This is a genomic window from Blastococcus sp. SYSU DS0619, from assembly GCF_054051035.1.
The window spans coordinates 170775-194137 of record NZ_JBJHAM010000005.1 but is presented as its reverse complement, the minus strand read 5'-3'; the positions used below and the strand labels follow the sequence as shown (position 1 = coordinate 194137).

At 75.4% G+C, this 23363-nt stretch carries 27 protein-coding genes; 18 read left to right on the top strand and 9 right to left on the bottom strand.

The annotated features are described in order from the left end of the window. The first annotated feature begins 147 nt into the window (after positions 1-147). The 3 genes from ACI79T_RS09465 (at position 148) to ACI79T_RS09455 (ending at position 3371) form a co-directional block, all read left to right on the top strand. The gene (locus ACI79T_RS09465) at positions 148-873 is read left to right on the top strand and encodes a metal-dependent transcriptional regulator (RefSeq protein WP_456609802.1); all 726 of its coding nucleotides are present in this window, start codon (positions 148-150) and stop codon (positions 871-873) included. Between the two features lie 110 nt (positions 874-983). Next, entirely contained in the window at positions 984-1196 is a 213-nt protein-coding gene (locus ACI79T_RS09460) for a hypothetical protein (protein WP_456609801.1), read from the top strand. A 96-nt stretch (positions 1197-1292) separates the two neighbouring features. Continuing rightward, positions 1293-3371 (top strand): prolyl oligopeptidase family serine peptidase, encoded by a 2079-nt coding sequence (locus ACI79T_RS09455; protein ID WP_456609800.1) that lies wholly within the window; start codon positions 1293-1295, stop codon positions 3369-3371. 17 nt (positions 3372-3388) lie between these two features. On the opposite strand, the gene ACI79T_RS09450 is transcribed toward ACI79T_RS09455, so the two are convergent. The 3 genes from ACI79T_RS09450 to ACI79T_RS09440 form a co-directional block, all read right to left on the bottom strand. Continuing rightward, positions 3389-4456, bottom strand: a complete 1068-nt coding sequence (locus ACI79T_RS09450; RefSeq protein ID WP_456609799.1) for a DUF4192 domain-containing protein — start codon at positions 4454-4456, stop codon at positions 3389-3391. A gap of 93 nt (positions 4457-4549) precedes the next feature. Then, positions 4550-5344: a hypothetical protein gene (locus ACI79T_RS09445; protein ID WP_456609798.1), complete on the bottom strand. Its 795-nt coding sequence runs from the start codon at positions 5342-5344 to the stop codon at positions 4550-4552. A gap of 50 nt (positions 5345-5394) precedes the next feature. Beyond that, a complete protein-coding gene (locus ACI79T_RS09440) occupies positions 5395-5688 on the bottom strand; it encodes a Dabb family protein (protein WP_456609797.1) in 294 nt (97 codons plus the stop codon). Between the two features lie 100 nt (positions 5689-5788). Here ACI79T_RS09440 and ACI79T_RS09435 point away from each other — a divergent pair, with 100 nt between their 5' ends. Genes ACI79T_RS09435 through ACI79T_RS09410 form a run of 6 tightly spaced genes read left to right on the top strand, consistent with a single transcriptional unit; the run spans position 5789 to position 11099 of the window. After that, positions 5789-7054, top strand: coding sequence for a glycosyltransferase family 4 protein (locus ACI79T_RS09435; RefSeq protein ID WP_456609796.1), 1266 nt, complete (start codon positions 5789-5791; stop codon positions 7052-7054). Then, positions 7054-7842: a class I SAM-dependent methyltransferase gene (locus ACI79T_RS09430; protein WP_456609795.1), complete on the top strand. Its 789-nt coding sequence runs from the start codon at positions 7054-7056 to the stop codon at positions 7840-7842. The genes ACI79T_RS09435 and ACI79T_RS09430 overlap by 1 nt, the downstream gene beginning before the upstream one ends. A 10-nt stretch (positions 7843-7852) precedes the next feature. Continuing rightward, positions 7853-8941, top strand: a complete 1089-nt coding sequence (locus ACI79T_RS09425) for a prenyltransferase (protein ID WP_456609794.1) — start codon at positions 7853-7855, stop codon at positions 8939-8941. Next, the gene (locus ACI79T_RS09420; RefSeq protein WP_456609793.1) at positions 8938-9819 is read left to right on the top strand and encodes a glycosyltransferase family 2 protein; all 882 of its coding nucleotides are present in this window, start codon (positions 8938-8940) and stop codon (positions 9817-9819) included. Before ACI79T_RS09425 ends, ACI79T_RS09420 begins: the two co-directional genes overlap by 4 nt. After that, positions 9816-10757, top strand: coding sequence for a glycosyltransferase family 2 protein (locus ACI79T_RS09415; RefSeq protein ID WP_456609792.1), 942 nt, complete (start codon positions 9816-9818; stop codon positions 10755-10757). Before ACI79T_RS09420 ends, ACI79T_RS09415 begins: the two co-directional genes overlap by 4 nt. 27 nt (positions 10758-10784) lie before the next feature. Then, complete coding sequence (locus ACI79T_RS09410) at positions 10785-11099, top strand: hypothetical protein (protein ID WP_456609791.1); 315 nt, start codon at positions 10785-10787, stop codon at positions 11097-11099. A gap of 15 nt (positions 11100-11114) precedes the next feature. On the opposite strand, the gene ACI79T_RS09405 is transcribed toward ACI79T_RS09410, so the two are convergent. Genes ACI79T_RS09405 through ACI79T_RS09390 form a run of 4 tightly spaced genes read right to left on the bottom strand, consistent with a single transcriptional unit; the run spans position 11115 to position 13827 of the window. Further along, positions 11115-11444, bottom strand: coding sequence for a TraR/DksA family transcriptional regulator (locus ACI79T_RS09405; protein ID WP_456609790.1), 330 nt, complete (start codon positions 11442-11444; stop codon positions 11115-11117). Then, on the bottom strand, positions 11434-12069 hold the full coding sequence (locus tag ACI79T_RS09400) for a class I SAM-dependent methyltransferase (protein ID WP_456609789.1): 636 nt from the start codon (positions 12067-12069) through the stop codon (positions 11434-11436). Before ACI79T_RS09400 ends, ACI79T_RS09405 begins: the two co-directional genes overlap by 11 nt. Next, entirely contained in the window at positions 12066-13337 is a 1272-nt protein-coding gene (locus ACI79T_RS09395; protein WP_456609788.1) for a YibE/F family protein, read from the bottom strand. Before ACI79T_RS09395 ends, ACI79T_RS09400 begins: the two co-directional genes overlap by 4 nt. Positions 13338-13386: 49 nt before the next feature. Then, a complete protein-coding gene (locus tag ACI79T_RS09390; RefSeq protein WP_456609787.1) occupies positions 13387-13827 on the bottom strand; it encodes an STAS domain-containing protein in 441 nt (146 codons plus the stop codon). Between the two features lie 199 nt (positions 13828-14026). Here ACI79T_RS09390 and ACI79T_RS09385 point away from each other — a divergent pair, with 199 nt between their 5' ends. The 7 genes from ACI79T_RS09385 (at position 14027) to ACI79T_RS09355 (ending at position 19327) form a co-directional block, all read left to right on the top strand. Further along, on the top strand, positions 14027-14512 hold the full coding sequence (locus ACI79T_RS09385; RefSeq protein WP_456609786.1) for an Hsp20/alpha crystallin family protein: 486 nt from the start codon (positions 14027-14029) through the stop codon (positions 14510-14512). A gap of 100 nt (positions 14513-14612) precedes the next feature. Then, positions 14613-14945 (top strand): MerR family transcriptional regulator, encoded by a 333-nt coding sequence (locus ACI79T_RS09380; protein ID WP_456609785.1) that lies wholly within the window; start codon positions 14613-14615, stop codon positions 14943-14945. A 58-nt stretch (positions 14946-15003) separates the two neighbouring features. Further along, positions 15004-15324, top strand: coding sequence for a metal-sensitive transcriptional regulator (locus ACI79T_RS09375; protein WP_456591907.1), 321 nt, complete (start codon positions 15004-15006; stop codon positions 15322-15324). Between the two features lie 65 nt (positions 15325-15389). Next, positions 15390-15569, top strand: coding sequence for a heavy-metal-associated domain-containing protein (locus tag ACI79T_RS09370; RefSeq protein ID WP_456609884.1), 180 nt, complete (start codon positions 15390-15392; stop codon positions 15567-15569). Between the two features lie 13 nt (positions 15570-15582). Beyond that, positions 15583-16494 (top strand): hypothetical protein, encoded by a 912-nt coding sequence (locus ACI79T_RS09365; protein ID WP_456609784.1) that lies wholly within the window; start codon positions 15583-15585, stop codon positions 16492-16494. Continuing rightward, entirely contained in the window at positions 16491-18821 is a 2331-nt protein-coding gene (locus ACI79T_RS09360) for a heavy metal translocating P-type ATPase (RefSeq protein ID WP_456609783.1), read from the top strand. Before ACI79T_RS09365 ends, ACI79T_RS09360 begins: the two co-directional genes overlap by 4 nt. A 287-nt stretch (positions 18822-19108) precedes the next feature. Continuing rightward, a complete protein-coding gene (locus ACI79T_RS09355) occupies positions 19109-19327 on the top strand; it encodes a hypothetical protein (protein ID WP_456609782.1) in 219 nt (72 codons plus the stop codon). Here ACI79T_RS09355 and ACI79T_RS09350 read toward each other — a convergent pair. Together ACI79T_RS09350 and ACI79T_RS09345 are read right to left on the bottom strand one after the other, a co-directional pair. Continuing rightward, positions 19313-20242, bottom strand: a complete 930-nt coding sequence (locus tag ACI79T_RS09350; RefSeq protein ID WP_456609781.1) for a M56 family metallopeptidase — start codon at positions 20240-20242, stop codon at positions 19313-19315. The genes ACI79T_RS09355 and ACI79T_RS09350 overlap by 15 nt on opposite strands. 10 nt (positions 20243-20252) lie before the next feature. Then, positions 20253-20615, bottom strand: coding sequence for a BlaI/MecI/CopY family transcriptional regulator (locus ACI79T_RS09345; protein WP_456609780.1), 363 nt, complete (start codon positions 20613-20615; stop codon positions 20253-20255). Between the two features lie 121 nt (positions 20616-20736). Here ACI79T_RS09345 and ACI79T_RS09340 point away from each other — a divergent pair, with 121 nt between their 5' ends. Both ACI79T_RS09340 and cydB read left to right on the top strand, forming a co-directional pair. Beyond that, positions 20737-22302: a cytochrome ubiquinol oxidase subunit I gene (locus ACI79T_RS09340; RefSeq protein WP_456609779.1), complete on the top strand. Its 1566-nt coding sequence runs from the start codon at positions 20737-20739 to the stop codon at positions 22300-22302. Positions 22303-22323: 21 nt separating this feature from the next. Then, positions 22324-23349 carry a cytochrome d ubiquinol oxidase subunit II gene (gene cydB, locus ACI79T_RS09335; protein WP_456609778.1) on the top strand — a complete coding sequence of 342 codons (1026 nt, stop codon included), beginning with the start codon at positions 22324-22326 and terminating at the stop codon, positions 23347-23349. Positions 23350-23363 lie beyond the last annotated feature (14 nt).

Below are 23363 nucleotides of genomic sequence, written 5' to 3'. Positions count from 1 at the left end.
CCCCTGTGCCGCGCCCGGCCGGGCGCGGCTGCCTCTGCCGGACGCTACCGGGTCCGGTCCCGGGTGGTACCGGGCCGAGACCGACCGCGGCTCGGCCGTTCCGGGCGTCCCGGCCCGTAGACTGGCCGCCGACACGGAGGAGTACCTGTGAACGACCTCATCGACACCACCGAGATGTACCTCCGGACGATCTTCGAGCTGGAGGAAGAGGGCATCGTCCCGCTCCGGGCCCGCATCGCCGAGCGCCTGCACCAGAGCGGCCCGACGGTGAGCCAGACGGTCGCCCGCATGGAGCGCGACGGCCTGCTCACGGTCGAGGGCGACCGGCACCTGCAGCTCTCCGAGGAGGGCCGCCAGCTGGCCACCGCCGTCATGCGCAAGCACCGGCTGGCCGAGTGCCTGCTCGTCGACGTCATCGGCCTCGACTACGCCGACGTGCACGAGGAGGCCTGCCGCTGGGAGCACGTGATGAGCGAGGCGGTCGAGCGCCGCCTCGTGTCGCTGCTGGGCAACCCGACGGTCTCCCCCTTCGGCAACCCGATCCCGGGTCTGGAGGCGCTGCGCGGCGACGAGCCGCTCGGGGGCGAGACCTCCGCGGTGCTCGACTCGCTCACGCTGCTGGAGTCGACGGCGACCGCCGAGGGCCGGCCGGTCGTCGTCCGCCGGATCAGCGAGCAGCTGCAGGAGAACGCCGAGCTGCTGCGCGCGCTGGCCGAGCACGGGGTCCGCCCGGGCGTGACCATGACCGCGCAGCTGGCGGACGGCTCGGTGAGCCTCGACGGCTACGTGCTCCCGGTCGGCGTGGCCCACCACATGTTCGTGAGCGCGGTCGACGAGGAGCTCACGCCCCTCGAGGCCGCGCCGATGCTCTAGCCCGCCGCCGGCGCGGGCACCAGGTGTCCTCGGACGGGCCGCGCGCGGCCGACGTGTTCGCCGCGCAGCTCCTGCCGCGACCCGGCAGCGCGCTGCTGCACCGTGCCCGGGTGACGGGGGCTTTCCTCGCAGAGCTGCTGTGGGGGATCGTCCCGGGGCCGTCGGTCCACGACGTGGTGGTGACGCGCCTCGACGACGGCCGCGAGGTGCTCCGGGTGCCGGCCGGGGACCCGATGGTCGCCGGGGACATGCTGCAGTCGGTCGGCGCCGAGCTGGAGAGGCTGGGCCCGGAGGAGTTCCTCGCCGCCTGGGACGTGCGCTGACCCCAGCGCCGTCCCGGCCCGGTCGGGACGGCGGCGGCGGCGGGGCGGGTCTCACTACGGTGGGGCGGTCCCCGCTCCCCCGCGAGAGAAGGCCCCGTGAGCTCGTCCGGTCCTGCCCCCTCCGACCCGTCCGCCGGGCCCGCCCCGACCCCGTTCCACCGCCTGGCGGACTTCGTGGCGCTGCCCCGGATCGGCGGCCTCGCGCTGTCCCCGGACGGGTCGCGGCTGGCGGTGTCGCTGCACACGCTCGACCCCGAGCGGAAGAAGTGGCAGTCGGCGCTCTGGGAGCTCGACCCGCAGGGCCGGCGGCCCGCCCGTCGGCTGACCCGGAGCGCGCCCGGGGAGTCGGCGCCCGCCTGGGCGCCCGACGGCTCGCTGCTGTTCACCTCCGCCCGGCCGGACCCCGGCGCGACGCCCGACGCGGAGCCGAAGCCGGCGCTGTGGAGCCTGCCCGCGGACGGGGGCGAGGCCCGGCCGGTGCTCGGCCGCCCCGGCGGGATCAGCTCGTTCGCCGTGGCCGCCGACAGCGGGGACGTGGTGGTCGTCGCGGCCACGATGCCGGGCGGCTCGGACGCCGCGGACGACGAGGAGCTCCGGAAGAAGCGCGCCGACGCGGGGGTGTCGGCGATCCTGCACGAGGCCTATCCGGTGCGGTACTGGGACCACGACCTGGGACCGGCCGCCCCGCACGTGTTCTGGGCCGGCCGGCTGCCTACGGAGGAGGAGCCCGTCGGCGGTGCGCCGGTGGAGCTGCGCGACCTCACCCCCGACGCCCTGCCGCCCAACGGTGCCGGCGACGACCTCGCCCTCTCCCCCGACGGCCGGCTGCTCGCCCGGACCGAGGAGGTGCCCGACGGCCCGGCCGGCCGGCGCACCCGGCTGGTCCTCACCGAGACCGGCTCCGGTGAGACGCGGGTCCTCGTCGACGACCCGCTGGCCGACGTGTACGGAGCGGCGTTCTCCCCGGACGGCGCCCGCCTGGTCTGCGTGCGGGAGGCGATGTCCTCGTACGCCGAGCCGCCGGACTACACGCTGCTGCTGGTCGAGGTCGCCGACGGCACTGCGCACGACCTGACCCCGGACGTGGACCGCTGGCCGAGCGCGCCGCAGTTCTCCGCCGACGGCACGGCGGTGTACTACCTCGCCGACGACGACGGCCGGCACGCGCTGTTCCGGGTGCCGGTGGACGGCGGGGACCCCGTCCGGCTGACCGGGGACGGCGCCTACAGCGACCTGCGGATCGCCCGCGACGGCAGCGCCCTCTACGCGCTGCGCTCCGCCTACGACTCCCCGCCGGTGCCGGTCCGGCTCGACCCGGCCGCCCCGATGCAGGACCCGGAGCCGCTGCCCAGCCCGGCCGCGATCGACCGGCTGCCCGGAACGCTGCAGGAGGTGGCGGCGACCGCGGCCGACGGCACCCGCGTGCAGTCGTGGCTGGTCCTGCCCGAGGGTGCCTCGGCGGACTCCCCGGCGCCGCTGGTGCTGTGGATCCACGGCGGCCCGCTGATGAGCTGGAACTCGTGGTCCTGGCGCTGGTGCCCCTGGGTGCTGGCCGCGCAGGGCTACGCGGTGCTCCTGCCCAACCCGGCGCTGTCCCAGGGGTTCGGGCTGGACTTCGTGCGCCGGGGCTGGGGCGAGTGGGGCGACGCGCCCTACACCGACCTCATGGCCGCGGTGGACGCCGCCGAGCAGCGCCCGGACATCGACGCGAACCGGACCGCGGCGATGGGCGGTTCCTTCGGGGGCTACATGGCCAACTGGGTGGCCACGCAGACCGACCGGTTCAAGGCGATCGTCACCCACGCCAGCCTCTGGAACCTCGAGGCGTTCACCGGTACGACCGACGCGGCGTACTACTGGGAGAAGGAGTGGGGCGACCCGTTCACCGAGCCGCGGCGCTACGAGCAGAACTCGCCGCACCGGTACGTGGACGCCATCCGGACCCCGATGCTGGTCATCCACGGTGACAAGGACTACCGGGTGCCGATCGGCGAGGCTCTCGCGCTCTGGTACGGGCTGCAGAAGCGGGGCGTCCCGTCGAAGTTCCTGTACTTCCCGGACGAGAACCACTGGGTGCTGACCCCGGGGAACAGCCAGATCTGGTACGGAACCGTGCTGGCCTTCCTGGCCGAGCACGTGCTGGACCAGGGATGGCAGCGCCCCGAGCTGCTCTGACTCCCGTGCCCGGCCGGTCACACCGGCCGGGCCCGGGCGATCAGCGCGCGCAGCTCCCCCGGCGGGAGGCAGGCGGCGAGCCCCTGGCTCAGCAGCCGGGCGAGGGCGTAGCCGGGATCGCTGCCGAGTGCGCGGTCCAGGGCCACGTTGGCCAGCGCGCCGTCGCCGCGCAGCCACGCGCTCACCGCCAGCAGGGTGGCCGGCGCCGCGTCGAGGGGTGCCGGCGCCCGCCGCGTGCACTCGGTCCACAGCAGCTCCGCCGCGGCGGCGTCGTCCCCGAGCGCCAGCTGGAGGGCGCGGTCGCGCACGCCGAGGTCCTGCAGGGCCCACAGCAGCCGGGCCAGCTCGTCGTCGTCCAGCGGGCCCCCGGCGACCGGCGCCCCGGGACGCGACCGCGCCACCGCCTCCCGCACGACCGCGTCCGGCACCGCCCCGCCCACCTCCCGGAGGCGGGCCGCGCGCTCGTTCCCGAGGCGGGCGCAGGCGCGCCGGACGCCGGCGAGGGACCCCGGCGGCGCGGCGAGACGCGCGCCCAGGGCCGACCGGTCGGCGGCCACCACCTGCCCGGTGGTCACCGACGCCGCGGCCAGCGCGCTCACCCCGGCGGGTAGCGGCGTGCCCACCGCGGGCGCGCAGCAGGGGTGGGGGCAGTCGTAGGACCACCAGCGCCCGCGGCGCACGAGCAGCACGTCGCGCACCGGGACGTCGACGGCGGCCAGTGCGAGGACCAGGTCGTGCACCAGCGGCCGGTGCGGCAACTCGGCCCCCGGCAGACCCATGTCGGGCCCGGTGCGGTCGTCGTCGGCCTCGGAGACCACGACCAGCAGCGCGGCGACGGGGTCGTCGGTGCGCAGGCTGCGGGCCAGCAGCCGAGCCGTCGCCGCGCCGTCGCCGGCCGGTGGGATGTCACCCCGGACGGTCAGCCCGACCCGGCCGCCGGACGGCCCGCCGAGCCCGATCAGCACCACCGACTCGCGCGGGTGGAACCCCAGCAGGTGCGGCAGCGCGGCGGCCACCTCGCCCGGATCGGCGATGCGGACCTCGGGGCGGTCGTCGGAGCGGTCCTGCTCGGCGGTGGCGTCCATGCCCCCGACCCTGGCCACGCGCAGGCGCCCGGGGAACCACCTCGAGCGACCTGTGGACGCTCGCCGGCCCTGTGGACGCCGGTGGGGCGCCGCTCAGTCGAGCGCGGCCGCCTGCGTCTCGTGGGCCTGCGCCAGCAGGTCGGCGAAGGCGGCCGGGTCGGTGGCCCCCACGCCGCTCTGGCCGGCATCGATGGTGAGCAGCAGGAGCAGCCGGTCGCCGTCCTCCACCGCGCCGATCAGCGTCGGCACCGACACCTGGGAGCCGTCCGGCGCGGAGAGGGTGGTGGTGTAGCGCAGCAGCGCGGACCGGTCGCCCAGGTCGTCCACCGGGAGGTTCTCGAAGGTGATCGTGGCCTGCCCGAGCTCCGGCGAGGTGAGCTGCGCCTCCGGGCAGCGCTCCGCGGCGTCGGCCAGCTGGGCCACGGAGTCCCCGGTCGGGCCCCCGCGGACGAGCATCTCCACCGTCGTCGACGCGCCGCTGGTGGCGCTCTGCGCGGCGAGGTCATCGAAGTCGTCGATGTCGGGCTGGGTGCCCTCGATGGTGGCCCGGCAGCTCTCCGGGCTGATCTGCACGTCGTCGGTCGCCGCGGCGATGCCCGCGCCCTGCCGCAGCTGCTCCGGGGACACCGCGACGACCGTGGCGTCGGGGCCGAAGGCGGTGGCGGGGAGCAGCCCGGAGGCCAGGTCGGGCGCCGCCGGCTCCGCCGACGGGGACGACGCTGCCGAGGACGACGCCGCCGCCGAGGAGGAGGCCGCGGACGAGGAGGCGGCGGCCGTCCGGTCCGAGGCGTCGTCGCCCCCGCAGCCGGCGAGCAGGACGGTGGCCGCCCCGGCCAGGAGCACGCCGGGGGAACGGCGTCGGCCGGCGAGGCGGTACGCGGAGGGCATGCCGAGGAACCTAGTCGCCGGGCGCCGCGCGGAGGGCCGCGCCGACCGCCTCAGACCTGGTACTGCACCGCGCTGCGCGAGGCCAGGACGGGCCGCACGTGCTCGGCGATCACCGCGAGGTGCACCGGGTCCTGCGCGTAGCGGGAGAAGGCCGCGACGTCGGGGAAGTCCGCGATCAGCACCGCGGAGGCGTTCCCCTCGACCAGGCCGGCGTCGTCGGCGACGGTCAGCGACGTCATCCCGCCGACCGTCTCCCGGAGGCCGCGCAGCGCCTCGATGGTGGTGGCCGTCCGGGCGGCGTCGGCATCCGGGGACCAGGTGAACACGACGACGTGGCGGATCATGCCGGACAACTGTGCCAGGGTTGCGCCGACCGCACCCACCGGCTGCACCCACCGGCCGTGGCGCACGGGCGCCGGACGGGGCTCGTTTAGAGTCCGCCCCATGGGACGGTCGTTGCGCATCGCACTGCTGTCCTACCGCAGCAAGCCGCACAGCGGCGGCCAGGGCATCTACGTCCGGGCGCTCTCGCGGGAGCTGGCGGAGCTCGGGCACCGCGTCGAGGTGCTCAGCGGCCAGCCCTACCCCGAGCTCGACGACGGCGTGCCCCTCACCCGCGTGCCCAGCCTGGACCTGTACCGGGAACCCGACCCGTTCCGCACCCCGTGGCCCTCGGAGTTCCGGGACTGGGTGGACGTCGCCGAGTGGGCGACCATGTGCACCGCCGGCTTCCCCGAGCCGCTCACCTTCACGCTGCGGGCCGCCCGCCACCTGCTCCCCCGCCGCGACGAGTTCGACGTCGTGCACGACAACCAGTCGCTGGGCTACGGGCTGCTGCGGCTGGTCCGCGCCGGCGTGCCGACCGTCGCGACGGTCCACCACCCGATCGCCATCGACCGCGATCTCGAGCTGGCCGCCGCCCCGACGCTGCGCCGGAAACTGACGCTGCGCCGCTGGTACGCCTTCACCGGCATGCAGGCCCGGGTCGTCCAGCAGCTGGACGGCGTCACGACCGTCTCGGAGAACTCCCGGCGGGACATCGCCGCGCACATGGGGCTGGCGCCCGACCGCATGGCGGTGATCCCGGTCGGCATCGACCCCGGGCACTTCACCCCGCCGCCGGCCGGCCGCCCCCGCGAGACCGACTCGATCCTGGCCATCACCAGCGCCGACGTCCCGCTCAAGGGCCTGGTGCACCTGCTCGAGGCGGTCGCCAAGCTGCGCACCGAGCGGCCGGTCCGGCTCACCGTCGTCGGCACCGCCCGGCCCGGCGGGCCCGCGGAGGCCGCGCTGGACCGGCTCGCCCTGCACGACGCCGTCCGGTTCACCGGCCCGGTGCCCGAGGAAGAGCTGATCGGCCTCCTGCAGACGGCGACGGTCGTGGCGATCCCCTCCCTCTACGAGGGCTTCTCGCTACCCGCCGTCGAGGCCATGGCCTGCGCGACACCGCTGGTCACGACCGACGCCGGCGCGCTGCCCGAGGTGGTCGGCACCAAGGCGGGCCTGCGGGTCCGGGCCGGGGACGTCGGCGAGCTGACCGCGGCGCTGCAGCTGGTCATCGACTCGCCGTCCCTGGCCGAGCAGCTGGGCCGCGCCGGGCGGCGGCGGGTGCTGGACAGCTACACCTGGCGGGCCACCGCCGAGCGCACCGCCGACTGGTACGCCGAGACGCTGGACCGCCGGACCGCCGAGCGCAAGGGGAACGAGTAGTGCTCACCGTCGACTACGACCGCCTCGACCTGCGGCCGGGGATGACCGTCCTCGACCTGGGCTGCGGCGAGGGCCGGCACGCCTTCGAGGCCTACCGCCGCGGCGCGAAGGTGGTCGCCGTCGACTGGGGCGCATCCGAGGTGGCGACGACGAAGCGCTGGCTGGGCGCGATCGCCGAGGCCGGCGAGGCCCCGGCCGGTGCGGCGTACGAGGTGGTGCGCGGCGACCTGCTGCACCTGCCCTTCCCCGACGCCAGCGTCGACCGGGTGATGGCCTCCGAGGTGCTGGAGCACATCCCCGACGACGCCACGGCGATGGCCGAGATCTTCCGGGTGCTCAAGCCGGGGGGCCGGGTCGCGGTGACCGTGCCGCGCTACGGGCCGGAGCGGATCTGCTGGGCGCTGTCGGACGAGTACCACGCCAACGAGGGCGGCCACATCCGGATCTACCGCGGCGACGAGCTGCGCGCCCGGCTGGCCGCCGCGGGGCTGGTGCCCGGCGCCGGCCACCACGCCCACGCCCTGCACGCGCCGTACTGGTGGCTCAAGTGCGCCGTCGGGGTGGAGAAGGACTCGGCGCTGGTCCGCGCCTACCACCGGCTGCTGGTCTGGGACCTGACCACGCGCCCGTGGGTGACCCGGGCGGCCGAGCGGGTGCTCGACCCGCTGCTCGGCAAGAGCGTCGTCGTCTACGCCGACAAGCCCGCCGCACCGGACGCCCCGGCCCCGCGCAGCTGGTCGACGGCGACCGGGCGGCCCGACCGGGAGCGTTCCGCTGCGGCCGGCTGACCGGGGCGGCGTGCTGCTGCCGGAGCTGCCCGGGGTGCTCGGCGCCGACCAGGTGCGGCAGACGGTGGCCTGGATCGCCGGGGAGCAGGACGCCGACGGCGCGCTCCCCTGGTTCCGCGCCGGCCAGCTCGACCCCTGGGACTCGGTCGAGGCGGCGATGGCGCTCGACCTCGGCGGGGAGCACGCCCGGGCGGCCGCGGCCTACCGGTGGCTGGCCGCCCGGCAGCGGCCCGACGGCAGCTGGGCCGCCGAGTACCGGGCCGGCGCGGAGTCGTCCCCGGGCGCGGAGAGCAACCACGCCGGCTACCTCGCCGTCGGGATCTGGCACTCCTGGCTGGTGACGGGTGACGAGGCGCTCGTCGTCGAGCTGTGGCCGGTGGTGCGGGCGGCGCTGGACCTGGTCACCCGGATGCAGCTGCCCGGCGGCGCGATCAGCTGGGCGCTGCGCCCGGACGGCACGCCCGACGACCTGGCCCTGCTCACCGGGAACGCCAGTCTCTTCCAGGCGCTGCGCTGCGGGCTGGCGCTGGCCGACCTGGTCGGCGAGGCCCAGCCGGACTGGGAGCTGGCCGCCGCCGACCTGGGCACCGTGCTCCGCCGGCGGCCGGACGCCTTCGCCGACCGGTCGCGCTACTCCATGGACTGGTACTACCCGGTGCTCGGCGGCGCGCTCACCGGCACGGAGGCCCGGGACCGGCTGGCCGACGGCTGGGACCGCTTCGTGGTGCCGGGGCTGGGCATCCGCTGCGTGGCCGACCGGCCGTGGGTCACCGGCGCCGAGACGTGCGAGCTGGCGCTGGCGCTGGTCGCCGCGGGGCAGCGCGACGCCGCCCTGGAGCAGGTGGCGGCGATGCAGCACCTGCGGGACGACGACGGCGCGTACTGGACCGGGTTCGTCTACCCCGACGACGCGCGGTGGCCGGTGGAGCGCACCACCTGGACGGCGGCCGCGGTGCTGCTGGCCGCCGACGCGCTGTCCGGCGCCTCGCCCGCGAGCGGGCTGTTCGCCGATCCCGGGGCGCTGCCCCCCGCCGGCATGGCGGATTCCACTCCCGCGACGGATTGGCTGGCAGGAGGCGCGGGCACGGTGACCCCGTGACCGTTCTGCCCAGCACCGACCAGCCCCGCCCTCCCGGTCCCGACGTCACCGTGGTCGTCGCCAGCCGCAACCGCCGCGACGACCTGCTCGCCACGCTGCCCCGCCACGAGGCGCCGGTGGTGCTGGTCGACAACGCCTCCACCGACGGCACGGTCGCGGCCGTGCGGGAGGCCCACCCCGAGGTCACCGTGCTGCCGCTGGACTCCAACGAGGGGGCGCACGGCCGCACGCTGGGTGCCGCGCAGGCCGGCACCCCGTTCCTGGCGTTCGCCGACGACGACTCCTGGTGGGCACCGGGCGACCTGGCCCGCGCCGTGGAGATCATGCGGGCCCACCCGCGGCTCGCCCTGCTCAACGCCCGGATCCTCGTCGGTCCCGAGGAGCGGCTGGACCCCGTCTGCGCCGAGATGGCCGACAGCCCGCTGGGCACCCCGGCGGGCTCTCCCGGTCCCGCGCTGCTGGGCTTCGTCGCCTGCGCCGCGCTGGTGCGGACCGAGGCCTTCGAGGCCGTCGGCGGCTTCGACCCGGTGGTGCGCTTCCCCGGGGAGGAGGAGCGGCTCGCGCTGGACCTGGCCGCGGCCGGCTGGGGGCTCGCCTACGTCGACGAGGTGACGATCCACCACCACCCGTCCTCGCGCCGCGACGCCCCGGGCCGGCGCCAGGCCGGGATCTGGCGGAGCCGGCTGCTGACCGCCCTCATGCGGCTGCCGGCCGGTGACGTCGCCCGCACCGTGGTGCACGCCCTGCGGGCCGGCCGGCCCGGCGCCGAGGGGCTCCTCCGGGCACTGCCCGACCTCCCTGCCGCGCTCCGGCGCCGGGCGCCGGTGCCGGAGCAGGTGCGCGCCGACCTGCGGCTGCTGGCGGGTGAGGCCGCGTGACCACCACCGCTCCCGGGACGGACGCCGCACGGCCCGCCCCGGGCCCCGATCCGCGCGTCGCCGTCGTCGTCATCACCCACCAGCGGCGGGACGAGCTGCTGCTCGCCCTGGAGCGGCTGCTGGCCCTGCCGGAGCGGCCGCACGTCGTCGTCGTCGACAACGGGTCGACCGACGGGACCGCCGACGCCGTGCGCGAGCGGTTCCCCCAGGTCGAGCTGATCGCCAGCCCCGAGAACCTCGGCGCGGTGGGCCGCAACCTCGGCGTCGCCCGGCTCGACACCCCCTACGTCGCGTTCTGCGACGACGACACCTGGTGGGAGCCGGGCTCCCTGCGCACCGCCGCCGACACCCTCGACGCGCACCCCCGGCTGGCGGTCGTCACCGCCCGGATCCTGGTGGAGCCGGGGACCACCGAGGACCCGATCGTCGCCGAGCTGCGCGACTCCCCCGTGCGCGGCGCCGACTGGCTGCCCGGCCCCGCCCTCGGGTCGTTCCTCGCCGGCGCCTCCGTGCTGCGCCGGGAGGCGTTCGAGGAGGTCGGCGGGTTCAACGACCGGCTCTGGCTCGGGGGCGAGGAGGAGCTGATGGCCGGTGACCTCGCCGCCCGCGGCTGGGAGCTGTGCTACCTGGAGCAGCTCACCCTCCACCACCAGGCGAGCACCGCCCGGGACCCGCACAAGCGCCGCGCCGACGGCATCCGCAACACGCTCTGGACCACCTGGCTGCGCCGCCCGCTCCGGCCCGCTCTGCGGCGCACCGTGCACCTGCTGCGCACGGTGCCCCGCGATCGGATCACCGCGCGCGGTCTCGCGCAGGCCGTCCGCGGGCTGCCCTGGGTGCTGCGCGAGCGCCGGGTGCTGCCCCCGCACGCGGAAGCCCGGTTCGCCGCCCTCGAGGAGGCGCAGCGCAGGTCCACCGCCCGCCGCTACGTCAGCTGAGCGGCGGGGCGGCTACCGTCGGCGTCCGTGGGCGACCGGGAGCGGCGGCGGCACGTCCAGCTGATGCCCGACTACATGGCCGGGTGGCCGCTGTGGACCGTCGGCCGCCTCACCGCCCCCGCCTCGCTCGGGCTCTCCGAGGCGCTCGCGGCCCGGCTGGCCGACTGGAACGAGTTGTTCCAGGAGCACTTCTCCTGGGACGACGGGTGGCGGAACCCGGACGCCCGGGCCCGTTTCGCCGCGGAGGCCCCGCGCCTGCTGCGCGACCTGCGGCGCGAGCTGCCCGACGACGAGGTCGAGCTCGACGACTGGACGCAGTCCGCGGTCTCCGGCTCCGGCTGACCCGCCGCCGCCGTCTCAGCGGGCGCAGTCGATGCAGGTGCGGGCGGTCGGCCGGGCGGCGAGCCGCTCCACCGCGATGGGCTGCCCGCAGCTCTCGCACCGGCCGTAGGTGCCGGCCTCGACCGCGGCCACGGCGGCGTCGACATCGGCCAGCCGGCGGTGCGCGGACTCCAGCAGCGCGGCGACCTGCTGGCGCTCGAACGCGATCGTCGCGCCCTCGGGATCGTGCTCGTCGTCGGCGTTGGAGGCCTGCGACGCCGCCACGATGGCGTCGAACTCCCGGGTCAGCGCCTCGATCTGGGCCAGCGCCGCCGCCCGCTCGGCGCCCAGCGGATCAGCGGTCACGGCGCAGCAGCCGCAGCGAGCCGGTGCCGGGCAGCTCCGTGAACTCCCCGGACGCCAGCACCCGGGTGTAGACGCCGTAGGGGGCCTGCCCGCCGTCGGCCGGGTCGGGGAAGACGTCGTGGATGGCCAGCGTGCCGCCGACGGCGAGCTTCGCCACCCACGCGTCCTGGTCGCGGCGCGCGGACTCCTCGGTGTGGCTGCCGTCGAGGAACAGCAGCGCCAGCGGGGTGCTCCACAGCGGGGCGAGCGTCTCCGACCGGGTGACGACGGCGATGACGACGTCCTCGGCGCCGGCCTCGGCGATGGTGCGGCGGAACCGCGGCAGTGTGTCGATCCGGCCGACTGCGGGGTCGACCAGCGACGGGTCGTGGTACTCCCAGCCCGGCTGGTGCTCCTCCGACCCACGGTGGTGGTCGACGGTCATCACCTGCCGGCCGGTCTCCCGCGCGGCCGCGGCCAGGTAGAGCGCGGACCGCCCCATCCAGCTGCCCACCTCCAGCAGCGGCCCGGGGACGGCGACGGCGCGCGCGGCCTCGTACAGGGCGCGCCCCTCGTCGTCGGGCATGAAGCCCGGGGCGGCGGAGGCGGCGGCGAGCAGGTCGGTCACGGCTCCAGCCTCGCTCATCGGGCGAGCCGGGTGCGCAGCGCGGTCATCCCGCGCTCGGTGGCGGTGCCGGCCTGCGTGTCGGCGGCCTTCGCGAAGAAGGCGCCGGCGGCCGTGGTCACCGGCACGGCGAGGACCAGCGCGATGGCCCCGACCATCGTCCGGATGACCTCCTCGGCCAGCGCCGAGCTGGTCACGATCACCTGCCAGGGCTGGTCGTAGAGCTCGAAGAGCAGCAGCAGCGGGAGCGCGGCGCCGGCGTAGGCGAAGACGATCGTGTAGACGGTCGACGCGATGTGGTCCCGCCCCACCGACATCCCCCGGGTGTACAGCTCCCGCCAGGTCATCGACGCATCCACCTCGTGCAGCTGCCAGATCGCCGACGCCTGGGTGATGGTGACGTCGTTGAGCACACCCAGGCCGGCGACCACGATCCCGGCGAGCACCAGGCCCGAGAAGTCGAGCGTCGGATCGAAGTTGTTGAGCGTCGTCGTCTCCTCGCTGGTGAGTCCGGTGAGGCGCGCGGCGGCCACGGAGAGCGACCCGAGGACGGCGACGAGGGACAGCCCGAAGAGCGTGCCGACCAGCGCCGTCGTGGTGCGGGCGGAGAAGCCGTGCGCCAGGTAGAGGACGACGAACATGATCGCCGCGGAGCCGACCAGGCTGACCAGCACCGGCGACCTCTCGGAGAGCAACCCGGGCAGCACGAACTGGATCAGCACGAAGAAGGCGAACGCGAGCCCGACGAGCGAGGCCAGGCCGCGGAGGCGGGCCACCAGCCCCACGACGACGGCGAACAGGATCGCCAGCGTGAGGATCGGGACGTCGCGTTCGTAGTCCCAGAACTGGTAGGTCGGCCCGTCCTCGGCGCCGGCGTCCCGGGTGAGCACCAGCGTGTCGCCCTCCGCGATCCCGTTGGCGACGACGTCGGACGAGAGCTCGATCTGCGTGAAGTCGCCGGCACCGTCCCCGTCGAGGACCTCCACGACGGCGTTGGCGCAGGTGACCGGCTGCCCCGCGGCGTCCCCGCACTCGAACTCCTCCACCGAGACCACCCGCGCGTCCGGGTAGGTGGTGCCCGGCGGCAGGTAGCTGGCCACCACCTCCTGCGCACGGGTCGGCTCGCCGCCGGGCCAGAGGGCGACCAGGCCGATCACCGTGGCCAGGCCGACGGGCACCAGGAGCAGCAGCATGAGCCACACGGCGCGCCGCCGGCGGGCGAGCGCCTCCTCGGTGGGCGGAGGCGCGTCCGGATCAGGGGCGTGGCTGTGGGCATGGGGCGATGACACCCGGTCAGGCTAGGAGCCCGCCCCTTCCCCGGCAGCGCCCGACACCGGATCAGGAGTGCTCGGTGCCCCGCGAGCCGGGCCCACCCTCGGGCGTCGCCTCGGCAGAGACCGCACCGCCGGCGTCGACGACGGTGAACCGGTGCCACAGCCCGGTGAGCTGCAGCGGGCGGGCCACCGAGGGCGGCGGGTCCACCAGCGCGGTGTCGATGGCCCGCGGGACGCACAGCTTCTGCAGTTGCACCAGCACGGCCAGCCCCGCGGAGTTCATGAAGGGAACCTCCCGGAGGTCCAGCTCCACCCGGCGCAGCGCGTGCTCGGTGAGCAGCAGATCGGTCATGGTCCGCACGAGCGGGCGGCGGGCGGTCTCGGTCAGCTCGCCCCCGACGGTGAGCCGGGCGGTCGTCCCCTCCACCGTGTGCGAGACGGCCGGCTCGGCGGCCGGTCCGTCCCGGTGCGGGTCCTGGGGCGTGGTGCCGGTCGTCTCGTCCACGGGACCGTCCTGCCCCGGGACGCACCCGTTCACGCACCCGTAGGGGCACCGGGGCCCGGGATCCCCCGCCCGGACATCCGGGAACATTTCAGCCGCGCAGACGTTTACCGGTACGCATGACCGAGGTAATCTCTAGTCGCCACTAGAGGTTCTACCTCGGGCAGCGAACACCAGATCGACCGTCCAGGAGGTTCCAGCCATGATGCTGACCGCTTACGACCCGTTCGCCGCCACGTCCGCCGCCTTCCGGGCGCTGGACCAGCTCACCGGCCGCCCGGGCGCCACCACCGCGCGCCCGCTGTCGGGGATGCCGATGGACGCCTACCGGGTCGGTGACAACTTCGTCGCCCACTTCGACCTGCCGGGGGTGGACCCGGGCTCGATCGACCTGTCGATCGAGGGCAACACCCTCACCGTCACCGCCGAGCGCTCGGTCCCCCAGCTGGAGAACGCGGAGTGGACGATCGCCGAGCGCCCGTTCGGCAGCTACACCCGGCAGTTGGTGCTCGGTCGCAGCCTCGACACCGACCGGCTCGAGGCCAGCTACCACGACGGCGTGCTCACCCTCAGCATCCCCGTCGCCGAGAAGGCGAAGGCGCGGAAGATCTCCGTGACCCGGGCCGACGCACCGGCGGCCGTCGAGGCGCGCACCATCGAGGGCGAGCAGCGGGCGGTCGAGAGCTGATCGGCACCCGACCGGCACCACCACAGGGGCCGGGCCCGTCAGGGCCCGGCCCCTGTGCCGTCCGGCGCCCGCGACGGCGCCCCGACCCAGGAGGCGCGCGATGACGCCCGACCCCGCGGACCCGCTGCGCCGGCTCGACGACCCCGAGTACCCGGCGATGACCATGAGCCAGGCCGCGGAGCTGCTCGGCGTGCAGGCCGCCTTCCTGCGCAGCCTGGACAGCTCCGGGGTCCTCCGGCCGCACCGCTCCCCCGGTGGGCACCGCCGCTACTCCCGCCGCCAGCTGGTGCTGGCCGCGCGGATGCGGGTACTGCTCGACGACGGCCACCCCGTCGCCTCGGCCGAGGTCATCGTCGGACTGCAGGACGAGCTCGCCTCCGTGCGGGCCGACCTGGACCGGCTGCGGGACCGCGCCGGCCCCCTTGACGAGTAACCCTAGGGGGGTATGGTTCTTGGCGACGCCGCACCCGCGGTGCCGACAGGAGGACGACGTGGAGACGACCGACGGCGGTTGCGCCGCCCACGACCACGCGCACGGCTACATCCACCGCAAGGACGACTACCTCAAGCGGCTGCGCCGGATCGAGGGGCAGGCCCGCGGCCTGCAGCGCATGGTGGAGGACGAGAAGTACTGCATCGACATCCTCACCCAGGTCTCGGCAATGACGAAGGCACTGCAGGCGGTCTCGCTGGGGCTGCTCGAGGAGCACCTGAGCCACTGCGTCGTCGACGCCGCCCGGGCCGGCGGCCGCGAGGCCGAGGAGAAGGTCCGCGAGGCCACCGAGGCCATCGCCCGCCTCGTCCGCTCCTGATCATCCGCACGTCCCGAGAGGAATCCCCCGTGAGCACCACCACCGCCAACTACACCGTGACCGGCATGACCTGCGGCCACTGCGTCAACTCGGTGACCGAGGAGGTCTCGCAGGTGCCGGGCGTGACCGGGGTCGACGTCGACCTGGCCACCGGCGGGCTGACCGTCACCAGCGAGCAGCCGGTCGACGAGTCCGCCGTCCGCGCCGCCGTCGAGGAAGCCGGATACGAGGTGAGCGGCCGCTGACGCGGCCGGCGCCATGAACACCCCCACGAAGATCGCCGCGTTCGCCGTCGGCCTGGTCGCCGTCTTCGGCGCCGCGGTCGGCGTGGGATCCGCGGTCGGCCCGATCGGCCCGGCCGAGGAGACCGCCGGGACCGCCGATGCCGGCCACGCCGCGACCGGAACCGGCCACGGGGACGGCGGCTCCGACGCCGCCGCCCCCGCGCCGGGCGGGCTCCAGGTGACCGAGGACGGCTACACCCTCGCCCTGGCCGACGGCACCGCCCCGGCAGGCTCGGCCACCCCGGTCGCGTTCACCGTCCTGGGGCCCGACGGCTCCCCGGTGACCGCGTACGAGACCGAACACGGCGTCGACCTCCACCTGGTCGCCGTCCGCCGCGACCTCAGCGGCTACCAGCACGTGCACCCCGAGCTCGGGGACGACGGCGTCTGGCGGGCTCCCCTGGCGCTCGAGCCGGGCAGCTGGCGGCTGTTCGCCGACTTCACCGCCGCGGCCGACGGCACGGACCGCGTGCTCGGTGCGGACCTCGCCGTCCCCGGCAGCTACTCCCCCGAACCCCTGCCGGCACCGTCGGCCGTCGCGGAGGTGGACGGCTACACCGTCGTCCTGACCGGCGAGCTGGTGCCGGGCCAGGAGTCGGAGCTGACGCTGAGCGTGAGCCGCGACGGCGTCCCGGTCACCGACCTCCAGCCCTACCTCGGCGCCTACGGGCACCTGGTGGCGCTGCGCGACGGCGACCTCGCCTACCTCCACGTGCACCCGGCCGAGCACGAGGGCACCACGGCCGCCCCGGGGCCGCACGTCCCGTTCGTCACCACCGCCCCCACGACGGGCACCTACCGGCTGTTCCTCGACTTCCGGCACGGCGACGCCGTGCACACGGCCGCGTTCACGGTGACCGCCGAGGACCCCCAGGAGCACTCATGACCACCGCCCCCGGCAGCGCCACGAGCGACGTCGAGCTGCTCATCGGCGGCATGACCTGCGCGTCGTGCGCCAACCGCGTCGAGAAGAAGCTGAACAAGCTCGACGGCGTCACCGCCACCGTCAACTACGCCACCGAGAAGGCGAAGGTCAGCTACGCCGACGGCGTCAGCACCGACGACCTGATCGCCACGGTGGAGCAGACCGGCTACAGCGCCCGCCTGCCCGAGCCCCCGCGGCCGGAGCTCGCCGCGGAGGCGGACGCGGACCCGGCCGACGCGCCGGTGCGCGCGCTGCGCACTCGGCTGGTCGTCTCCACCCTGCTCAGCGTGCCGGTGATCGCGCTGGCCATGGTCCCGGCGCTGCAGTTCGAGTACTGGCAGTGGCTCTCGCTGACCCTCGCCGCGCCGGTCGTCGTGTGGGGCGGCCTGCCCTTCCACCGGGCCGCCTGGACCAACCTGCGGCACGGGGCGGCCACCATGGACACGCTGGTGTCGCTGGGCACGCTCGCCGCCTTCGGCTGGTCGCTGTACGCGCTGTTCTGGGGCACCGCCGGCATCCCCGGCATGACCCACCCGTTCGAGCTCACCATCGCCCGCACCGACGGCAGCGCCAACATCTACCTCGAGGCCGCCGCCGGGGTGACGACGTTCATCCTCGCCGGCCGCTGGTTCGAGGCCCGGTCCAAGCGGCGCGCCGGGGCGGCGCTGCGCGCGCTGCTCGAGCTCGGCGCCAAGGACGTCGCGGTGCTGCGCGGCGGCACGGAGCGACGCGTCCCGGTCGCCGAGCTGGGCGCCGGGGACCTGTTCGTCGTCCGCCCGGGCGAGAAGATCGCCGCCGACGGCGAGGTGACCGAGGGTTCCTCCGCCGTCGACGCGTCGATGCTGACCGGCGAGTCGGTGCCCGTGGAGGTCCGCCCCGGGGACGCCGTCACCGGTGGCACCGTCAACGCCGGTGGCCGGCTGGTCGTCCGCGCCACCCGCGTCGGCAGCGACACCCAGCTGGCCCAGATGGCGCGGCTGGTCGAGGACGCGCAGAACGGCAAGGCCGAGGTGCAGCGCCTCGCCGACCGGATCTCCGGCGTCTTCGTGCCGGTCGTGCTCGCCCTCGCCGTGGCCACGCTCGGCTTCTGGATCGGGACCGGCGCGGGGGTGCCGGCCGCGTTCACCGCCGCGGTCGCGGTGCTGATCATCGCCTGCCCGTGTGCGCTGGGCCTGGCCACGCCGACCGCGCTGATGGTCGGCACCGGCCGCGGCGCCCAGCTCGGCATCCTGATCAAGGGCCCGGAGGTCCTGGAGTCCACCCGCCGCGTGGACACCGTCGTCCTGGACAAGACCGGCACGGTCACGACCGGCCGGATGACCCTGCTGGACGTCGTCCCCGCCGCCGGGGAGGACGCCGACCACGTGCTGCGGCTGGCCGGGGCGCTGGAGTCGGCGTCGGAGCACCCGATCGCGCAGGCCGTCGCCCGGGGCGCGACCGAGCGCACCGGCACGCTCCCGGCGGTGGCCGACTTCGCCAACGTCGAGGGGCTCGGCGTGCAGGGCGTGGTCGAGGGCGCCGCGGTCGTCGTCGGCCGGCGACGGCTGCTGGCCGACTGGGCGATGCCGCTGCCCGCCGAGCTGGACCGGGTCGTCACCGGGGCCGAGAGCGCCGGCCGCACCGCGATCGCGGTCGGCTGGGACGGCGCGGCCCGCGGCGTGCTCGTGGTCGCCGACGCGGTCAAGGACACCTCCGCGCGGGCCGTCGCCCAGCTGCGCGAACTCGGGCTGACCCCGATCCTGCTCACCGGCGACAACGAGCCGGCCGCGCGGGCGGTCGCCGCCCAGGTGGGCATCGACGAGGTGATCGCCGAGGTGCTGCCCCAGGACAAGGTGGACGTCGTCCGCCGGCTGCAGGAGGAGGGCCGCACGGTGGCGATGGTGGGCGACGGCGTCAACGACGCGCCGGCGCTGGCGCAGGCCGACCTCGGGCTGGCCATGGGCACCGGCACAGACGTCGCGATCCAGGCCAGCGACCTGACCCTGGTGCGCGGTGACCTGCGGGCCGCCGCGGACGCGATCCGGCTCTCCCGCCGGACGCTGTCCACCATCAAGGGCAACCTGTTCTGGGCGTTCGCCTACAACGTGGCCGCCCTCCCGCTGGCCGCCGCCGGGCTGCTCAACCCGATGATCGCCGGCGCAGCCATGGCGTTCAGCTCGGTCTTCGTCGTCTCCAACAGCCTGCGGCTGCGCGGGTTCGCCCCGCTGCCGGAGAACCGGGACGCGACCCTCCCGGTCCCCTCCGGCCGCCCGGCGCCCGCTCCGGCCGAGCCGGCGGACCGCAGCTGACCGACGGTGGCGGCCGACCTCGGTGCGTGCACCGGACCGGCCGGGGTACCCCTGCGCACAGTCGGACTCCGCCCAGCTGGAACGGGCAGGGTCCGACTGCGCCCGGATACCTGTTCCCCCTCGGAGGCGTTCCGCTGAGTACCACCCTCGACCATGGCCGGCGATCGGCCGCCCGCGTCCTGTCCGGCGTCGGCCTGGCCGCCGGGCTGACCCTGGCCACGCGCCCGGCCACGCTCGCCGGTCGGCTGGCGCCGCGCTACCCGCGCCGCCGGCTGTGGGTGGCCCGGGTGCTCGGCGCGCGGCTGGTCGCCCAGCACGTCGCGGTGCTCGTCTCACCGGGACCCGCCGCGTTGCGCCTGTCCGCCGCGGCGGACGGGCTGCACGCGGCGAGCATGCTCCCGGTGCTGGCGCTCCCCCGCTACCGCCGGGCCGCGCTGGTCAGCGGCGGGTTCGCGGCGGTCTCGGCGCTCGCCGCGCAGCTGCTGGCGGACTCACAGCGCCGGTAGCAGGAGCAGCGCCGTCGGCAGGAGCAGCAGCAGGACGGCCGCGGCCAGCGCGGCCGAGCGGGCGGCGGCCGGCAGCGGGTCGGCGGGTTCCAGCAGCCGCACCACGCGCGCCCGGACGCCGGCGCCGGACACCGCCAGCGCGCCGGTGGGCACTCCCCCGCTGCCCGCACCGCCTGCGGCCGCGACGATCGCCTCAGCGAGGGTGCGCCGCGGGGCGGCGCCGTGCAGCGAGGTCAGCGCGACGTCGTCGGCCCGCATCTCGACCAGCTCGCGGACCGCACCGTGGGCGCGCTCGGCCGCCGGCAGCACCGGCAGCGCGGCCTTCCAGGCCACGAACGGCAGCAGCAGCAGGTGGTGCCGCTCCCCCAGGTGCGCCCGCTCGTGCGCGACGACGGCGGCGAGCTGCTCCTCGTCCAGCTCGGCGACCATCCCCGACGAGAGCACCAGCAGCGGCCGGGCGCCGGGGATGCAGAAGGCGACCGGGGCCGGGTGCTCGAGCAGCCGGGTGTCCGGCTGCGGCGCCGGCTGCACCACCAGCTCCAGCAGCTCGCGGTGCCGGCGGCGGGTCCGGGTGATCCGGACCCAGGACAGCACGAGGACGCCGACCAGCTCCGAGGCCAGCACCCCGGCGAGGGTGAGGGTCACCCAGTGGTCGCCGCGCACCGGGTCGGTGGCCGAGTGCCCGGTGAGCACCGACCACGCCGCCTCGGGCAGCGAGTGACCCCACGGCGCCAGGCCGTGCACCAGCAGGGCGCCGATGATGGACAGCCCGCCGGCCAGGCCGATGGCCTGCCAGCACAGCAGCGCCACCAGCGGGTCCCGCCCGGGCCAGCGGGCGCGGGCGAGCAGCGCCGGGACCGGCCACGCCAGCAGCGCGGCCAGCACGGCGAGGGCGCCGGCGGTGGCGGGGAGCACGAGCGCCCGCTCAGACGCCGTCGCGGGCGCGGGCCTCTGCCAGGAGCTCCCCCAGCAGGCGGGCCTCCTCGTCGTTGACGCTGCCCACGAAGCGGGCGAGTACCGCTTGCCGGTCGGCGGCCTGCCCCAGCACCTCGTGCATGAGCTCTGCGGCGTGGTCCTCGCGGCTGGCGCGGGCGGAGAACCGGCGGGGCCGGGCGTCGTCGTGGACGACGAAGCCCTTCTGCTCGAGCCGGGTCAGCACCGTGTGCACGGTGGTCAGCGCGACCCCCCGTCCGGCCAGCTCGTCGCGGAGCCGCGTCGCGGCCACCGGCCCGTCGGCGGCCCAGAGCCGCTCCATGACCGCGCGCTCGAGCTCTCCCAGCGACGCCATCGGTCCTCCTGTCCCGCAGATCACACCACACTCTTCTACGTGTCGTAGAAAAGGACTTCTACAAGGCGTAGAAAGAACGTGTCGATAGTACGTCGACCTCGACGACGAGGGGACAGGTGCCGTGGACGTCCTGGACGTGGCGCGCTGGCAGTTCGGGATCACGACCGTCTACCACTTCCTGATGGTCCCGCTGACCATCGGTCTGGGTGTGCTGGTCGCCGTCATGCACACGATGTGGGTGCGCACGGACAAGCCCGAGTGGCTGCGGATGACCCGCTTCTGGGGCCGCATCTACCTGATCAACTTCGTCCTGGGCGTGGCCACCGGCCTCGTTCAGGAGTTCCAGTTCGGCCTGGCCTGGAGCGAGTACTCCCGCTTCGTCGGCGACGTCTTCGGCTCGCTGCTGGCCCTCGAGGCGCTGCTGGCGTTCTTCCTCGAGTCCACCTTCCTGGGCCTGTGGATCTTCGGCTGGGGCCGGATCCCCAAGAAGGTGCACCTGGCCGCGCTGTGGGCCGCGGTGATCGGCTCGATCGTGAGCGCGTACTTCATCATCGCTGCGAACTCGTGGATGCAGCACCCGGTCGGCGTCGTGACCGACGACGCCACGGGCCGCCCGCTGCAGGTCGACTTCGTCGCGGTGCTGACCAACAACACCGCGCTCGCCGCCTTCAGCCACGCGATCGTGGCCGCGCTGATGGTCGCCGGCGCCCTGCTCGTCGGCATCGGCCTCTGGCACCTGCGGAAGCGCACGCTGGAGCAGCGCTCGACGACCGACCCGGACCACGGCGTGTGGCGCCGGTCGGTGCGCCTGGGCGGCTGGGTGTCGCTCGCCGCGTTCGTGCTCGTGGCCCTCACCGGTGACTGGCAGGGCAAGCTGATGTACCAGCAGCAGCCGCTGAAGATGAGCTCCGCCGAGGCGCTGTGCGAGACCGAGGCGCCGGCGTCCTTCTCGATCTTCGCCTGGGGCAAGCTGGGGTCGAACGAGTGCGACGACGTCCACTCGATCACGGTCCCCTACATCCTCAGCTACCTGGCCCACGGCGATTTCTCGACCGCCGTCCCCGGCGTCAACGACCTGCAGGCGGCCTACTCCGAGGTCTACGGCGCCACCTACCCCGACGACCCGTCGTTCGGGAACAAGGCCGGCGAGCCGATCGACTACACCCCGGTCCTCTCGGTCACCTACTGGAGCTTCCGGCTGATGATCGGCATGGGCGCGGTCTCGGCGGGGGTCGCCGCCTACGCCCTGTGGGCCACCCGCCGCGGCCGGGTGCCGGTCTCCCGCATCGGCGTGTACGGATCGCTGCTGGCCGTCGCCGCCCCGTTCGTGGCCAACTCGACCGGCTGGATCTTCACCGAGATGGGCCGCCAGCCCTTCGTCGTCTACCCGAACCCGGACGTCCCGGTCGACGAGCAGGTCTACTTCTTCACCGCCCAGGCCGTCTCCCCCGGGGTCACCGCCACCGAGGTCTGGACGTCGCTGATCGGGCTGACGCTGGTCTACGGCGCGCTGGCCGTGGTGGAGCTGTGGCTGATCGGCCGCTTCGTCCGCGCCGGCGTGACCACCGGTGACGGCGCTCCCGTCCCGGGGCTCACCCCCGAGGGCGGTCCCGACGACGACGTCCCCGGTGGCGCCGACGGCCCCCCGCGCCGCGACCGCGACGACGTCCTCTCCTTCGCCTACTGAGCCCCGGGAAGAAGCACAGCCATGGACCTGCAGACGCTCTGGTTCGCCGCGGTCGCGGTGCTCTGGACCGGTTTCCTCCTGCTCGAGGGCTTCGACTTCGGCGTCGCCGCCCTGCTGCCCGTGCTCGGCCGCCGCACCGCCGACCGGCACCTGATGCTGCGCAGCATCGGCCCGCTGTGGGACGGCAACGAGGTGTGGCTGATCACCGCCGCCGGCGCGGTGTTCGCCGCCTTCCCGGGCTGGTACGCCTCCTGGCTGCCCGCCCTGTACCTGCCGTTCGTGCTGGTGCTCTTCGGCCTGATCATCCGGGCCGTCGCCTTCGAGTGGCGGCACTCGCACCACACCGCGCAGTGGGACAGCACCTGGACCCACGTGATCACCGTCGGCTCGCTGATCGCCGCGCTCGGCGTCGGCGCCGCGCTGGGTGCCACCACCCTCGGCCTGCCCATCGACGGCGACGGCAACCGGGTCGGCGGCGCCTTCTCCGGGGTGGGCTGGCCGGCCCTGCTGGGCGCCGTCGCGGTGCTCGGGTTCTCCGTCGTGCACGGCGCGCTGTTCCTGTCCCTCAAGGTCGACGGCGACGTGCGGGAGCGGGCCCGGGCCTTCGCCGTCCGCTGGGCGCCGGTCGGCGCGCTGCCGCTGCTGGCCTGGGCCGGCCTGGTGCACCTGCGGTACGGCACCACGCTCACCGGGGCGCTGTGGGTCGTCGCGGCGCTCGCCGTGCTGGTCGCCTGGGTACGGATCCGGCTCGGGCGCGAGGGCCAGGCCTTCGCCGCCTGGGGCGCCATGCTCGTCGCGTCGGCCGCCACCCTCTTCGGCGCCGCGTACCCGGTCGTCGTCCCCTCGACGGTGGACCGTGCCTTCGACCTGACCATCGCCGACGCCTCGGTCAGCGACTACACCCTCACGGTGATGACCTGGGCCGCCGCGGTCGGCCTGCCGGTGGTGCTCTGCTACCAGGCCTGGACCTACTGGGTGTTCCGGAAGCGGCTGACCGCCGAGCCGGTGCACGAGGAGCCCCGCGACAGCGCTCCGGCCACGGTCTGAGAAGAGGAACTGCG